This window comes from Synechococcus sp. N19 (assembly GCF_900474045.1).
GTDB lineage: Bacteria > Cyanobacteriota > Cyanobacteriia > PCC-6307 > Cyanobiaceae > Parasynechococcus.
In genome coordinates, this window is the sequence record NZ_UCNR01000018.1 from 1 (window position 1) to 14,466 (window position 14,466).

Genomic DNA, 14,466 nt, shown 5'->3' on the forward strand with positions numbered 1-14,466 from the left:
CCGCACGAAAACTTCGTCTTCCCTGAAGAGGTTCTGCCCCGTGGTAACGCTCTCTAATCCCGGTCTTGGCGCCACTGGCGGCAAAGACCTTCCCTCCACCGGGTATGCCTGGTGGTCCGGCAACGCCCGCCTGATCAACCTGTCCGGCCGTCTGCTTGGTGCTCACGTGGCCCACGCTGGTCTGATGGTCTTCTGGGCCGGCGCAATGATGCTGTTCGAGGTGAGCCACTTCACCTTCGACAAGCCCATGTATGAGCAGGGCTTCATCTGCATGCCCCACGTCGCCACCCTTGGCTACGGCGTGGGCCCCGGCGGTGAGGTCACTGATCTCTTCCCCTTCTTCGTGGTCGGTGTTCTGCACCTGATCAGCTCCGCCGTGCTCGGCCTCGGCGGCCTTTATCACGCCCTGCGTGGTCCGGAAATTCTGGAGAACTATTCCTCCTTCTTCTCCCAGGACTGGCGTGACAAGAACCAGATGACCAACATCATTGGTTATCACCTCATCCTTCTGGGCGTCGGCTGCCTGCTGCTGGTCTTCAAGGCCATGTTCTTTGGCGGCGTCTACGACACCTGGGCCCCCGGCGGCGGTGACGTCCGCATGATCACCAACCCGACCCTCGATCCGGGCGTGATCTTCGGATACCTGTTCCGCGCTCCCTTCGGTGGCGAGGGCTGGATCATCGGTGTGAACTCCATGGAGGACATCATCGGTGGCCACATCTGGCTGGGTCTGACCCTGATCTTCGGTGGCATCTGGCACGCCATCACCAAGCCTTTCGGCTGGGTTCGTCGCGCCTTCATCTGGAACGGTGAGGCCTACCTGAGTTACAGCCTTGGCGCTCTGAGCTTCATGAGCTTCATCGCTTCCGCCTACATCTGGTTCAACAACACCGCTTATCCCTCCGAGTTCTGGGGCCCCACCAACGCTGAGGCATCCCAGGCTCAGAGCTTCACCTTCCTGGTGCGTGACCAGCGCCTCGGCGCCAACATCGGTTCCGCCATGGGCCCCACCGGCCTTGGTAAGTACCTGATGCGCTCACCCACCGGTGAAATCATCTTCGGTGGTGAAACCATGCGCTTCTGGGACTTCCGTGGTCCCTGGCTGGAGCCCCTGCGTGGCCCCAACGGTCTCAGCCTCGACAAGCTGCAGAACGACATTCAGCCCTGGCAAGTGCGCCGTGCGGCTGAGTACATGACCCACGCTCCCAACGCCTCGATCAACTCCGTGGGCGGCATCATCACCGAGCCCAACTCGGTGAACTACGTGAACCTCCGCCAGTGGCTGGGTGCAACGCAGTTCGTGCTTGCCTTCTTCTTCCTGGTTGGTCACCTCTGGCACGCCGGCCGCGCTCGCGCTGCTGCTGCTGGATTCGAGAAAGGCATTGACCGCAAGGCTGAGCCTGTGCTCGGCATGCCCGACCTCGACTGATCCACCGGTTCAACCCAAACGATCGTCATCAACCCTCGCCATACGGCGGGGGTTTTTTTATTGGGATGGGAGAGGCGATTTCTTAGCCTGTTCGAATCGATGGATCGTCCGTGAACACAGGCCTGAACACCCGGGTGATCCACCACGGCGACAGCTTTGCGGGAGACACCGGCACGGTGATGCCGCCGATCTTCCCCACCAGCACCTTTGCCCATGGAAACGCCGGCGGATTTGATTACACCCGTTCCGGCAACCCCAACTTCCGCATCCTTGATGGGGTACTCGCCTCGGTTGAAGGTTGCGCCCACGCCACCGTTTTCGCCTCTGGCGTCAGCGCCATCACCGCTGTGGTCTCCCAGCTGAAGCAGGGCGATCTGGTGCTCTGTGAAGAGAACCTCTACGGCTGCACCGTGCGGCTGTTCGAGCAGGTGTTCGCCAAGTTCGGCTTGAAAACCGCTTGGGTGGACTTCACCCAGCCGGCCGCACTGGAGCAGATCCAAGCCCAGAAGCCGGCAATGGTGTGGCTGGAGAGCCCCACCAACCCTCTGCTCAAGGTGATCGACCTGGAGGCGGTCTGCGACATCACCCAACCCCTCGGCATCCCCGTGGTGGTGGACAACACCTTCGCCACCGCCCTGGTGCAGCGCCCTCTGGAGCTGGGCGCAACCCTCTCACTCACCAGCACAACCAAGTACATCAACGGCCACTCCGATGCCCTCGGGGGAGCCGTGTGCACCAACGATCCTGAGTGGCACCAGAAGATGGTGTTCTCCCAAAAGGCCCTGGGCCTGCAGCCCTCCCCCTTTGATTGCTGGCTGATCACGCGGGGCATCAAGACCCTGCCGCTGCGGCTCAAGCAGCAGATGGCCAATGCCGCAGCCCTCGCCGATCAGCTGGCGGGGCACGCCAAGGTGAACTGGGTGCGTTACCCCCACCGCAGTGATCACCCGCAGCACCAGGTGGCAACCCGTCAGATGCGTGCCGGTGGCGCCATCGTGACGGTGAGCTTCAACGCCAGCCAGGAGCAAACCTATGCCCTCTGCAAACAACTGCGCTGGTTCACCATGGCCGAAAGCCTGGGCGGCATCGAAAGCCTGATCTGCCACCCCGCCACCATGACCCACGCGGCGGTGTCGGCTGAGGTGAAGGCCAAGCTGGGCATCGACGACGGCTTGGTGCGCTTCTCGGTGGGCTGCGAAGACCTCGCCGATCTGCAGGCCGATCTGGACCAAGCCCTGGAGCTGCTGGCGTGAGTCCCCGCAATCTGCTCAGCGATCCGGCCTGGCAGGGCTCTGATCTCGGCCATCCCCTGCCCGACTCACCCCATGCGGTGTCTGTGGCGCTGCCGCGCTGGCGCGATGTGGTCGCCTACGAGGAGAAGGATCCGGCCTGCCGCGATGCCCTACAGACGATCTATCCACGCTTCGGCCTGCATCCACTGATCCGACAACTGGTTCAGCCATCGGAGCTTGCAGGCGCCACGGTCTGGCCCTACCCCACCGAAGCGGCAGCCCAAGCAGCCCTGGCCCACTGCCAACGCAAGGCACCGGAGAGCCGCTCGGAGCTGATTGCCATTGCTGGGCTGACCTGCCTGCGCAGTGATGCAGCGGCGAGCGCCCATGCCAAAGCGTTCTGGCAGCACACCGGCCTGGGCCTCTCCTCCCGCCAGGCCGCCATCGCCCTGGGGAAAGAGACATCCCCCAGCAGCACATCCGGCGACGCGGCCCGCGAGCTGATTCGAAAGCGCCTGGCTGGAATCCATGGCGTCGACGCCCAGCAGATCAGCCTGCATCCAGCGGGAATGGCCGGCCTGTATGCGGCCCTCAGCGCCATCCAAACGCTGCGGCCGAGGAAGCCCACGCTGCAGCTGGGCTTCCCCTATGTGGATGTGCTGAAGCAGCCGCAGGTGGTGTTTCACGGTGGCGAGCTGTTGCAACCGCAGAGCCTCGCCGAAGTGGAAGCGGCCCTGGATCAGCTCCAGCCGGCGGCCGTGATTGTGGAGCTGCCCAGCAATCCGCTGCTGCGCTGCATGGATCTGCCGGGCGTGTCGGCCCTGGCCCGCAGCCGCGGCATTCCAGTGATTGCCGATGACACGATCGGCACCGGCATCAACCTCAACGCCCTGCCCTACGCCGATCTGATCTTCACCTCACTCACCAAGAGCTTCGCCGGCCGCGGTGATGTGATGGCTGGCAGTGTGCTGGTGAGCCCGCAGTCGCCCTGGGCGGCCTCCCTGCTGGCGGCGGTTCCAGCCATCGCCCCCCTCAGCGATGCCGATGCCATCGCCCTGGAGATCGCCAGCCGGGATGTGCTCCAGCGGGTGCCGCAACTCGATGCGAACGCCCTGCTTCTGGCGGAACGGCTCGAAGCCCATCCAGCCGTGAAGCGGGTGCTGCATCCAAAGAGCTGCCCCAACTTCCGCGCCTTGATGCGCAGCGGAGCTGGCCACGGCTGCCTGCTCTCCTTTGAACTGAAGGGAGGCCAAGAGCACTCCAAACGGGTTTACGACGCGCTTCTGATCAGCAAAGGCCCCAGCCTTGGCACCGATTTCAGTCTGGTGTGCCCCTACACCCAGCTGGCCCACTACGACGAACTGAGCTGGGCGGAGCAATGCGGTGTGCCGGCTGATCTGCTCCGGGTGTCGGTCGGTCTGGAAGACCCCGAGGCACTGTGGATGCGATTTGAGCAAGCGTTTGCTGACGAAGAGTCCGGTGAGACTCTGAAAAAGCCCTTAACAACCGGGTGAGGAGAGGCTTTCGATCATTAGTTTGTTTTCTTCGGGCCCCTCTACAGCAGCTCCATGTCCCGCATTTACGACGACAACAGCCAGGCCATCGGCAACACCCCGCTGGTCAAGCTGAACAACGTCACCAAAAACTGCAAGGCCACTGTGCTGGCCAAGGTTGAGGGGCGCAACCCCGCCTACAGCGTCAAATGCCGGATCGGCGCCAACATGATCTGGGACGCAGAAAAGAGCGGAAAGCTCACCAAGGGCAAGGTGATTGTTGAGCCCACCTCCGGCAACACCGGCATCGCTCTGGCCTTCACCGCCGCGGCCCGCGGTTACAAGCTGATCCTCACGATGCCCGAGTCGATGTCTATCGAGCGGCGTCGGGTCATGGCCGTGCTCGGGGCTGAACTGATCCTCACCGAGGCAGCCAAAGGCATGCCCGGCGCGATCGCCAAGGCCAAGGAAATCGCTGATAGCGATCCGGCCAAGTACTTCATGCCCGGCCAGTTCGACAATCCCGCCAACCCCGAAATCCACTTCAAGACCACCGGTCCTGAAATCTGGAACGACTGCGATGGCGCCATTGACGTGCTCGTGGCCGGCGTCGGCACCGGTGGCACCATCACCGGCGTCTCCCGTTACATCAAGAATGAAGCGGGCAAGGCGATCGAATCCGTGGCCGTTGAACCGACCAACAGCCCGGTGATCACCCAGACCATGAACGGTGAGGCCGTCAAACCCGGTCCCCACAAAATCCAGGGCATCGGTGCCGGCTTCATCCCCCAGAACCTCGACCTCTCCGTGGTCGACAAGGTGGAGCAGGTGACCAACGAGGAGTCCGTTGCCATGGCCCTGCGCCTGGCCCAGGAGGAAGGCCTGCTGGTGGGCATCTCCTGCGGTGCCGCCGCTGCAGCCGCCATTCGTCTGGCCGAGAAAGATGAGTACGCCGGCAAAACCATCGTGGTGGTGCTGCCCGACCTGGCCGAGCGTTACCTCTCCTCGGTGATGTTTGCTGAAGTGCCGACCGGCATCATCGAGCAACCGGTGGCTGTCTAAGCTGGCTCCACCAGAAGCCTTGGCCCCGTCGTTGACGGGGCTTTTTTATGGCCTCAGCGTGAACCGTTCAGGTCTCAGCGTGCTGGTGGGCGGGCCTGGGGCTGCACCGCCGCTGCATCAATCCACATGGCATCGCCATAGGAGAAGAAGCGATAGCTCCTTTCAATCGCTTCGGCGTAGAGCTTCAACAGGGTTTCCCGGCCGATCAGGGCACTCACCAACAGCAGCAGAGAGCTTTTGGGCAGATGGAAGTTGGTGAGCAGGGCTTGAATCACCTTGAACTGATAGCCCGGCTGAATCACCAGATCCACCGGCCCGGTGTAGGGCTTGAGAACACCGCCATGGGCTTGAGCGGCCCCCTCCAGGGCACGAACACTCGTGGTGCCCACCGCAATCACCCGGCCTCGACAAGCCTGCACCGACTCCACCACAGCAGGGCTGACATCCACCCATTCACTGTGCAACTCCAAGGCGGTGAGGTCTTCCGTTTCGACGGGGCGAAAGGTGCCGAGGCCCACATGCAGGGTGATCCGGGCCAGATCCACCCCTTTCTTCTGCAAGCCCGCCAGCAGTTCATCACTGAAATGCAACCCCGCCGTCGGGGCGGCCACCGCACCGGGGCGGTCGGCGTAACGGGTCTGATAGCGCTGGCTGTCGCTGGGGTCGTGCCGTTCGATGTAGGGCGGTAGAGGCACCTCGCCCACGTCATTGAGCAAACCCTCAATGGTTTCGGCATCCCTGCAATCACTGGGGAACTGCACCACCCGTCCACCACTGGCGGGGTCTTCTGCAAGCACCGTTAGGCTGATCGAAGTGCCATCAATCGTGAGGCTGTCGCCGGGCCGCATGCGCTTGGCAGGACGGGCCAGGCAAAGCCAGCGGCCCTCCCCCCGCGGCTCCAGCACCAGCAACTCGGACAGCCCACCCCCGGAACGACGCACCGCCAGGCGGGCCTTCAACACCCGGGTGTCGTTCACCACCAGCAGATCACCAGGCTGCAGCTGCTCGAGCAGATCCCACACCTGGCCATGAGCAGCATCCATTGATGGCTCCCCCTGGGGGGGAACCATCAACAAGCGAGCGCTGTGGCGGGGCTCAACCGGTGCCTGAGCGATGCGCTCAGGCGGCAGCGGGTAGTCGTAGCTGCTGAGTTGCAGGTCCCTGGGGTCAGGCACGCGGGCGACCGATCAGAGCGCCAGGCTTTCTGGACGGTTCTCGATCAGATCGGCGAGATCCTTCAGGAATGCGGCACCGTCGGCGCCGTAAATCACGCGGTGATCCGCCGTCAGGTTCACCTGCATCTGACGCTTGACGGCGATGGAGCCGTCCTTGTTCGCCACCACCGTGGGGCGTGATGCCGCCACGGCGAGAATGGCTCCGGTGCCTGGGGGAAGGATCGCGTCGAAGCGATCAACACCGAACATGCCGAGGTTGGAAAGGGTGAAAGTGCCCGTGGAATACTCCTCCGGCTGCAGCTGCTTGCTGCGGGAGCGCTTGACCAAATCACCCCACTGACGCGACATCTCATAAAGATCGGTGCGATCGGCATTGCGCAGCACCGGCGTGATCAAGCCACCGTCTTCCATCGCCACGGCGACAGCCACGTTCACGTCGGCTGGATAGGCCATGCCGGCAGCGGTGGTGGCGGCATTCACCTGGGGGTGACGCGCCAGGGTGACGGCCACAGCCTTGGCCAGCAGCGCCGTCATCGTGACGCCCTTGGGCTTCACCTGTTTGTAGAAGGCATCCAGCTTGTCGGTGGTGATGGTGTAACCAACGCGGAAGCAGGGAACCGCCAGGCTCGCCTCCATGTTTTTGTTCACCGCACCCTGGAGGGTGTTGAAGGCCACGGTCTCGCCGGGCCGACCAAAGCTATTGCCCGCCGGAGCCGACGGGGCCACTGCTGCTGCTGCGCCAGCCGAGGAAGCAGCGGGGGCCGTTCCTTCCGCCACCCGGGGCACGGAGATGGGCTGACCGGAGGCTTGCTCCACGTCTTCGGCCTGAATCCGGCCGTGGGGGCCGCTGCCGCGCACGGTGGCCAGGTCCACACCCATCTGGGAGGCCAGCTTCTTGGCCCGGGGGCTGGCCACGATGCGACCGTCGTTCACCACCGGTGCCGACGGTGCAGGGGCAGCAACAGGTGCCGGGGCGGGGGCAGGAGTCGGAGCTGGGGTCTGAACCGCAGCTTGAGTGGGCGCCGGAGCCGGTGCAGGGGCGGGCGCCGCAGCAGGAGCGCTGGGGGCCTTGGCCTGCGCGTCGGCGATCTCAGCCTCTGTTTCGACAATCAGACCGATGGTTTCGCCCACCGGTGCCGTGCTTCCAGCAGGCATCAGGACCGCTGCTAGGTAGCCGTCCTGGAACGACTCAACGTCCATGTCCGCTTTGTCGGACTCAACGACAAGAACCGACTCGCCGCGAGCCACCTTGTCTCCGGGCTGTTTCAGCCACTCCACGATCTTCCCCTCCGTCATGGTGGAGCTGAGGGCAGGCATGAAGATGTCTGTGGTCGCCAAAACCGTCTCCGGGAGGGCAGATCAGGGGAGTTTACGAGTCAGCAGAGGCCAGCCGATCAGGCTTCCTCAATCGACTGCACAACGCCATCCTTCACAACGATGGCCACCTGCATCTTCTGCACCAGGTTGTCGCCCACCTTCAGCTCACAGCTGCTCTCCAGCTGACCCTGCTCAACGATCTGGTCCATCTCCAGCTCACGCACCTGGGCCTGCTGCTGAAGCAGGTTGCGCTTCTGCTCCTCCAGCTCGGCGCGCTTGGCCGCCACCTGCTGTTGGATCTGCGCCACCTGATCCTGCACGCGGGGATCAAGGGGGTTGGCGCTCTGACGACGCACCTGGTCCACCACGTCCTGACCTTCCTGTTCCAGCTGAGCCAGCTGTTGGTCAGCGGTGGCGATGCCATTGCTGAGCTCGCGCTCTGCTTCTTCTTTCCAGGTGGGCGTCACGACGGCGCGGACGGTGATCGGACGCTTGATCGTCAGGGAGGTGCCGTCGGACATGGGTTCTTGGGAGACGGCCAAAGCGTGTCAGCCCTTCCACGTGGGGTCAATCACCGGACAACCGACCACCCGCAAAGCCTCGTCAGCCGCGGTCAACGTCCGTAAAGGCCATCGATCAACTGCTGATCGCGGCTGGTGATGCGATCACGGCGCTGCTTCAGGGTCTGGGTCAGGAGTCCGTTCTCAATGCTGAAGGGATCCACAAGCACCACCCCGGCCAGCCGTTCATCACCCCGGGAACCCGACCGCTGCTTGAGCAAGCGGTTGCATTCGCGCATCAACAAACGAAGCAGGGCCGGATCACCGGGTTGGCCGCCCAGATCCTGCGCCACGCTCACGCCGGCTTCAGCCGCCCAGGCCACGATCGCCTCAGCACGGGGAACGATCAGGCCACCGAGCTGGCGTTCGTCCTGACCCACCAGCATCACCTGCTCGATCAGGGGGCTGGCCACCAGGGCCTCTTCCAGGGGGCCGGGCTCGATGTTCTCGCCACTGCTCAACACAATCGTGTCCTTGGCCCGTCCGGTGAGGGCCACCGAACCATCCGGCAAGAGCATGCCGAGATCGCCGGTGTCAAACCATCCCGCGGCATCGAGAACCTTGGCGCTGGCCTCGGGTTTGCCGAGGTAGCCCGCCATCACCTGGGGGCCCCGCACCATCACCCGCCCCCGTCGCCGGAAGCCCAGGGGCTGGCCGTTGTCGGGATCGACGATCCGGAATTCGGTCTGGGGCATCGGCAGGCCGGAGCTGCCGCGGATGTTGCGCCAGGGCCTGCGGCAACTCACCACAGGGCTGGTTTCGGTGAGGCCATAGCCCACCAGCAGCTCAATCCCCACGGCTTCAAAAAAGGCATCGATGTGGGGGGCGATAGCACCGCCACCACTGATCGGATAGGCGAGCTGACCGCCACTGAGCTGGCGACGCAGCTTCGGCCAGATCAAGGTCGAGGCCAGGGCATGCAGGGGCCAGCGCAGGGCCGCGGAGCCGCAGGCACGCAGCCGGCCGGCCGCTGACACCGGTTCCAGCAGGAGGTTGCGCGCCGTGCGCACGGCTTTGCGCTGGGCAGCGCTGTTGGCCAACGCCGCCCGCAGCAGGCACTGCCGGGAGGGAGGGAAGGTCTTGAGCACATCCTCAAATCCAGCCTGAACCGCCTCCCACAGCCGCGGCACGGTGGCCATCGCGATCGGCCGGACCCGCGGCAGATCCTTCTTGAGTTGCTTGATGGTTGTGTAGGTCTGCGTGCAGGCGCAGGAGAGGAAGAAGTAGCTGGCACTGCGCTCGTAGGCATGCCAGATGGGCAACACACTCAGCACCGGAGCACCGGGATCGGGATAGGCCACACAGGCCAGTGAGCTCATCTGATGCAGCAGGTTGGCGTGGGTCAACGGGACCCCTTTGGGTTGGCCGGTCGTACCCGAGGTGTACAGAACAGTGGCCACGGCGTCTCTCCCCCCCGCCGGGCCAACGGGATCAAGGCCGGCCCCTGACGCCAGAAACGCCTCCCAGCCCATGGCGCCCTCGGCAGGCTCCCCTTCCAGCTGAAGCACGAAACGGAGCTGAGCCCTTTGCTCTGGGGGAAGGGCCAGACGACGCCACACATCAGCGTTCTGCACCACCAGGGCCGTCGCCCGGCAATCCGAAAGGATGTAGCGCAGCTCCTCCACCGGGGCCGAGGCACCGCGCACGGCATCAGCGGCACCGGCACGCATCAGGCCCTGATCCGCAACCAGCCAGCGGGGGCTGTTCTCAGCAAACAGAGCCACCACATCGCCATCGTTCACGCCATGGCGCCGGAAGGCGGCGGCAGCGGTGGCGATGCGCTCCGCCAGTTCGCCGAAATTGAAGCGTTCGGGATGCGCCACATGGGGCGCATCGACGGCGGCAATCAGCCCGTGGCGGTCGGCGAGCCAGGGCCACACCGCATCGACCCTCTGCAACTTCTGAACGTGGGCATGACGCTGCAAAGCGTCCGTTTCACGGGTTGTCGGGCTCCAGCTGGCCGTCATCCGAGGCAGGGGTTCAAACAGCTCAGGTCTATCTCGCTTCCTCCTCCCAGACCAGACCGAAACGATGGGCCAGGGCTTGCCGCAGCAACGGCTGCACCTCAGCCGACGTCAGCCCTGGCAACCAGTCCGCAAGCCGCCCGACCGCCCGACCGGTGAGCCCACAAGGGGTGACCCGCTCAAACCCCTGCATCGAGCAATCAACGTTGAGGGCCAGGCCGTGCTGGGTGATCCAGCGGCGACAGCCCACACCGATGGCGGCGACCTTGCGGTTGTCCAACCAGAGGCCGGTCAACCCCGGCAGACGCTTACCCTCCAGGCCCAACTCCGCCAGAACATCCAGAACGACTTGTTCCAACTGGCGCAGATACAAGTGCAAATCGGGCGTGCGGCGCTGAAGGTCCAACACCGGGTAGGCCACCAGTTGGCCGGGCAGGTGATGGGTCACCTCCCCGCCCCGATCGATCCGATACAGGGGTGCCGGTGGGTCAGCGGGATCGAAATGCAGGTGCTCCTCGCTGGCACCACGGCCGAGGGTGTAACAGGTCTGGTGCTGCAGGATCCAGACCGCCTCCGGAGCCGATGGATCAGCAAGAAGAGTGCTCTGCCAGCGCTGTTGCGCCGACCAGGCGGCATCGAATCGAACCGGATCACCGGGCTCGAAAAGAAATGCACGCTGGGGGTGGGCCGAATCGTGCGCCGTATCTAATTTGCCGATAACAACCGGCACAGGAGTGAGGCATGAAGTTGCTGATCCATGGTCGCAACCTCGAGATCACGCCGGCGTTGCGGGATTACACCCAAACCAAGTTGGAGCGGGCCACATCGCACTTCGGTGATGCTGTGCGCGAGGCCGACGTCCATCTCTCGGTGGCTCGCAATCCCCGGGTGCCGCAGCAGACCGCCGAGGTGACGGTCTTTGCCAACGGCACGGTGATCCGCGCCCAGGAACGCAGTGAAAACCTGTACGCCAGCATCGATCTGGCCGCAGGAAAACTGGCCCGCCAACTGCGTCGCTGGAAGGAACGCCACAGCGATCACCACTACAGCCACGGCCACAGCGCCAGCCACACCCCCAGCACGGATGTGGTCAACGATGCATCTCCCGTTGAATCCTCCCTTCTGCAAGGGCGTGAGGCGGAACTGCCGGATCCGGGAGTGCGGCGCAAATACTTCGCCATGCCGCCCATGGGCCTGGAGGAGGCACGTCGCCAACTGGATCTGATCGACCACGACTTCTACCTGTTCCGGGAGAAGGAGAGCGATCAGCTGCAGGTGATCTACCGCCGCAACCACGGGGGGTATGGGGTGATTCAGGCTCGTGAGTGACCTCCCGGCCCGCCATGGCTGATCCAGCCCAAGAGCTCCCCGACCTACCCCCCCGGCTTGATCAGGCGATCCTCGACCCCCTGCTGACCCGGGACCAGCTCCAGGCCCTCTGTGATTCCGGAATGCAGGAGGGCGTGCGGGCCATCTGCACCACACCGCGTCAGCTGCCGCTGCTGCGGGAACGCATCGGGAGCACCGACGTAGGCCCCCGCCTGGTGGCGGCCATCGGCTTTCCCTTCGGAGCCATTCCCGCTGAGCTCAAGCTGGCGGAAGCGGAGTGGTGTGCCGCCCATGGCGCCCAGGAGCTCGATGTCGTTCCCGATTTCAGCGCCTTGGCGAACGGCGAGTCAGGCGCATTTGCCGAGGAACTTGCCGCCCTCTGCGAACTGGGGCTTCCCGTGCGGGCCGTCCTGGACATGGCCCGTCTGGAGAGCGAACAGCTGGAACTGGCCGTGGAGGCCGCCATTGATGCTGGCGCTGCGGGACTGCAGACCAGCAACGGCTTTGGCCCGGCCTGCCATGCCGATCAGATCCTTGCGTTGAAACAGTTGATCCGCAAACGCTGCGCCATCAAGGCAGCCGGGGGCATCCACAGCCTCAGCCACGCAGGAGACCTGCTGTTGGCGGGGGCGGATCTGCTGGGCACCAGCAGCGCGCCGGCTCTTCTGCAGGCCCAGCGCCGCCCCGCGGCCTGAATGGCAGAACGACGCCTCACCGGACTCGCCCTCAAGGTGGGCCCCCTCGGCGAACACGACCGCCTGCTGAGCCTGCTCAGTGATGCGGAAGGCGTCAGTCGCTTCGCCGTTCCCGGAGCACGCCGACCCAAGAGCAGTCTGGCCGCCGCGGCCCCCCTCACCCTGCTGGAGCTGCAGGTGGGAGGACGCAGCGGCCTGGCCCGGGTGCGACAACTTCGGGTGTTGCGCAGTTTTTCCGGCCTCGGGCAACAGCTGGAAACCCTGGCTGCGGCGCAGGCGCTGTGTGATCTGTGCCTTCAACTGGCCGCCCAGGACCCCGTGGACGGGCTGCTGGACACGATGCAGCTGCACCTCGAACGCCTGGAGGAGCACCGAGCCGACCCGGAGCTGGTGCTGGCCGGCACGGTCCAGGCCTGCATCCATCTGCTCACCCTGGGCGGCTATGGACTGCCGTTGCAGACCTGCTGCATCACGGGAAATACCCTGGACCCTCCGCTGGGGCAGTGGGACTGGCGCTGCAGCCTGCTGCCGCAGGACGGCTTTGCGATCGATGAGCAGCCTGGGGCGGCGATTCAGCTGAATCCCTCCGAACTGGCTCTGCTGCAGCGACTGACCCGGGCCGAACTGCCCCGGCGCAGGGACGGTGCGCTGATGGGCCCCCCAGCCGTGTGGCGCCGGCTGCTGCGGGTGGTTGAGATCTGGAGCCGGACGCATCTGAACCGACCCAGCAAAGCCCTGGCCATGCTGCGAGAGACGCTCCTGGCAGGCGCGTGAGCCATCATGGCCGCGATGCAATTGCCCCTTGAGCGGACCAAGCCTCACCACCCCTGAACCCGCTCTGCCCACCGGCAGCAACCCTGAGGGAAAGCGTGGCTTGGAAGCCGTGCTGCGCCTCAAGGACTTCCGCAAACTCTGGCTGGGCCAGATCTTTTCCCAGCTGGCGGACAAGTTCTACATCGTGCTGATGGTCTTCCTGATCGATCAGCACCTGCTGCTGAAGGGGCAGGGAAGTGGCGTGCTGGCGGAGATGGCCTCGGACTACGGCCTCGACATCAGCACACGCACCCAGGTGATCACCCTGCTGGCCACCGGCATCTTTGTGGCCAACACCATCCCGGCCATGCTGCTGGGAACGGTGGCTGGCGTCTGGGCGGACCGCTGGCCCAAGCGTCGGGTGATGGTGGCCAGCAATGCCATCCGAGCCCTGTTGGTGGTGTTCGCACCGCTCTGTCTGCTACCGGGGCCCGTCTGGCTTGGTCTGCCCTGGGGCTACTGGGGGCTGGTGGGCATGACCTTCCTGGAGTCGATCCTGACCCAGTTTTTCGCCCCCTCGGAACAGGCCACGATTCCTGTGGTGGTGCCGGGAGATCACCTGTTGGCGGCCAACTCCCTCTACCAAGCCACCAGCATGGGGGCAACGATCCTGGGCTTCGCGCTGGGGGAACCGATTCTTCGTGCTCTGCACAGCAGCCTGGCGATCATCGGCATCGATGGCGGCGAGTTTCTGCTGCTTCCGCTCTGTTACGGCCTTGCAGCCCTCAGCCTGTCGCGCCTGAAGCTGCAGGAAGCCCCCAAGCCCCCCTCCAATGCATCGGTGTGGACGGAGATCGCCGAAGGATTGCAGGTGCTGCGCCGGGTGCCTTCAGTGCGTGGCGCCATGATTCATCTGGTGCTGCTCTACAGCCTGTTGGCAGCGCTTTACGTGTTGGCGCTCCAGCTGGCTGCCCTGATCGAGAACCTGGGGCCCTCAGGCTTTGGTGCCCTGCTGGCCATGAGTGGACTGGGCATGGCGATCGGAGCTGTGGTGATCGCCCAGCTGGGCCATCGGTTCAGCCGCCGCCGGCTCACGGCAGCAGGCCTGGGAACCATCACCTGGACCCTGGTGCTGCTCAGCCAGCTGCGGGGATCCCTGGCCTTCACCCTGAGCCTCTGCGGAATCCTGGGCATCGGCGCAGCTCTGGTGGCGATCCCCGCGCAGACCACGATTCAGGAAGAAACCCCCGAAACCGAGCGCGGCAGGGTGTTCGGACTGCAGAACAACCTGATCAACATCGCCCTCAGCCTGCCGCTGGTGCTGGCGGGCACCCTGGTGAGCAGCATTGGTCTTCAACCGGTGCTGTGGCTGCTGGCGGGGTTGGCCCTGGTGGCGGCGTTGATCGAACGACCGTGGCAGCGCTGCTAACTTGCGTTCTCGCCTGAGGAGGCCCAAC

13 protein-coding genes are annotated in these 14,466 nt (G+C 64.7%); 8 read left to right on the forward strand and 5 right to left on the reverse strand.

The genetic code is table 11. The features are described from left to right. Positions 1–40: 40 nt before the first annotated feature. From psbC to cysK, 4 genes are all read left to right on the forward strand, one after another. The gene (gene psbC / locus DXY02_RS10925) at positions 41–1,429 is read left to right on the forward strand and encodes a photosystem II reaction center protein CP43 (RefSeq protein ID WP_011364942.1); all 1,389 of its coding nucleotides are present in this window, start codon (positions 41–43) and stop codon (positions 1,427–1,429) included. 110 nt (positions 1,430–1,539) lie between these two features. After that, positions 1,540–2,682, forward strand: a complete 1,143-nt coding sequence (locus DXY02_RS10930; protein WP_114989383.1) for a PLP-dependent aspartate aminotransferase family protein — start codon at positions 1,540–1,542, stop codon at positions 2,680–2,682. Beyond that, complete coding sequence (locus tag DXY02_RS10935; protein ID WP_114989384.1) at positions 2,679–4,175, forward strand: PLP-dependent transferase; 1,497 nt, start codon at positions 2,679–2,681, stop codon at positions 4,173–4,175. The genes DXY02_RS10930 and DXY02_RS10935 overlap by 4 nt, the downstream gene beginning before the upstream one ends. Positions 4,176–4,229: 54 nt before the next feature. Further along, entirely contained in the window at positions 4,230–5,216 is a 987-nt protein-coding gene (gene cysK, locus DXY02_RS10940; protein ID WP_114989385.1) for a cysteine synthase A, read from the forward strand. 74 nt (positions 5,217–5,290) lie between these two features. Here the strand turns inward: cysK and queA are convergent, their stop codons facing one another. From queA to lipB, 5 genes are all read right to left on the reverse strand, one after another. Further along, positions 5,291–6,391 carry a tRNA preQ1(34) S-adenosylmethionine ribosyltransferase-isomerase QueA gene (gene queA / locus DXY02_RS10945; RefSeq protein WP_114989386.1) on the reverse strand — a complete coding sequence of 367 codons (1,101 nt, stop codon included), beginning with the start codon at positions 6,389–6,391 and terminating at the stop codon, positions 5,291–5,293. 12 nt (positions 6,392–6,403) lie between these two features. Beyond that, the gene (locus DXY02_RS10950; RefSeq protein WP_114989387.1) at positions 6,404–7,729 is read right to left on the reverse strand and encodes a dihydrolipoamide acetyltransferase family protein; all 1,326 of its coding nucleotides are present in this window, start codon (positions 7,727–7,729) and stop codon (positions 6,404–6,406) included. Between the two features lie 56 nt (positions 7,730–7,785). Continuing rightward, positions 7,786–8,229, reverse strand: coding sequence for a YlqD family protein (locus tag DXY02_RS10955; RefSeq protein ID WP_114989554.1), 444 nt, complete (start codon positions 8,227–8,229; stop codon positions 7,786–7,788). Positions 8,230–8,321: 92 nt separating this feature from the next. Continuing rightward, positions 8,322–10,235 (reverse strand): AMP-binding protein, encoded by a 1,914-nt coding sequence (locus DXY02_RS10960; protein ID WP_114989388.1) that lies wholly within the window; start codon positions 10,233–10,235, stop codon positions 8,322–8,324. Positions 10,236–10,263: 28 nt separating this feature from the next. After that, positions 10,264–10,962, reverse strand: coding sequence for a lipoyl(octanoyl) transferase LipB (lipB, locus tag DXY02_RS10965; protein ID WP_114989389.1), 699 nt, complete (start codon positions 10,960–10,962; stop codon positions 10,264–10,266). Positions 10,963–10,973: 11 nt separating this feature from the next. Here lipB and hpf point away from each other — a divergent pair, with 11 nt between their 5' ends. From hpf to DXY02_RS10985, 4 genes are read left to right on the forward strand one after another with little or no spacing between them, the layout of a single operon-like run. Beyond that, positions 10,974–11,561 (forward strand): ribosome hibernation-promoting factor, HPF/YfiA family, encoded by a 588-nt coding sequence (gene hpf, locus DXY02_RS10970; RefSeq protein ID WP_114989390.1) that lies wholly within the window; start codon positions 10,974–10,976, stop codon positions 11,559–11,561. Positions 11,562–11,575: 14 nt separating this feature from the next. Next, the gene (deoC, locus tag DXY02_RS10975) at positions 11,576–12,256 is read left to right on the forward strand and encodes a deoxyribose-phosphate aldolase (protein WP_114989391.1); all 681 of its coding nucleotides are present in this window, start codon (positions 11,576–11,578) and stop codon (positions 12,254–12,256) included. After that, positions 12,257–13,030 carry a DNA repair protein RecO gene (gene recO / locus DXY02_RS10980; protein ID WP_114989392.1) on the forward strand — a complete coding sequence of 258 codons (774 nt, stop codon included), beginning with the start codon at positions 12,257–12,259 and terminating at the stop codon, positions 13,028–13,030. A gap of 28 nt (positions 13,031–13,058) precedes the next feature. Beyond that, positions 13,059–14,438, forward strand: coding sequence for an MFS transporter (locus tag DXY02_RS10985; RefSeq protein ID WP_114989393.1), 1,380 nt, complete (start codon positions 13,059–13,061; stop codon positions 14,436–14,438). Positions 14,439–14,466: the final 28 nt, after the last annotated feature.

What these genes read in the sequence shown, in the direction of transcription:
- DXY02_RS10960 (WP_114989388.1), bottom strand. Translation starts at nt 10,235, where the DNA reads ATGACGGCCAGCTGGAGCCCGACAACCCGTGAAACGGACGCTTTGCAG.
- DXY02_RS10955 (WP_114989554.1), bottom strand. Translation starts at nt 8,229, where the DNA reads ATGTCCGACGGCACCTCCCTGACGATCAAGCGTCCGATCACCGTCCGC.
- recO (WP_114989392.1), top strand. Translation starts at nt 12,257, where the DNA reads ATGGCAGAACGACGCCTCACCGGACTCGCCCTCAAGGTGGGCCCCCTC.
- cysK (WP_114989385.1), top strand. Translation starts at nt 4,230, where the DNA reads ATGTCCCGCATTTACGACGACAACAGCCAGGCCATCGGCAACACCCCG.
- deoC (WP_114989391.1), top strand. Translation starts at nt 11,576, where the DNA reads ATGGCTGATCCAGCCCAAGAGCTCCCCGACCTACCCCCCCGGCTTGAT.
- hpf (WP_114989390.1), top strand. Translation starts at nt 10,974, where the DNA reads ATGAAGTTGCTGATCCATGGTCGCAACCTCGAGATCACGCCGGCGTTG.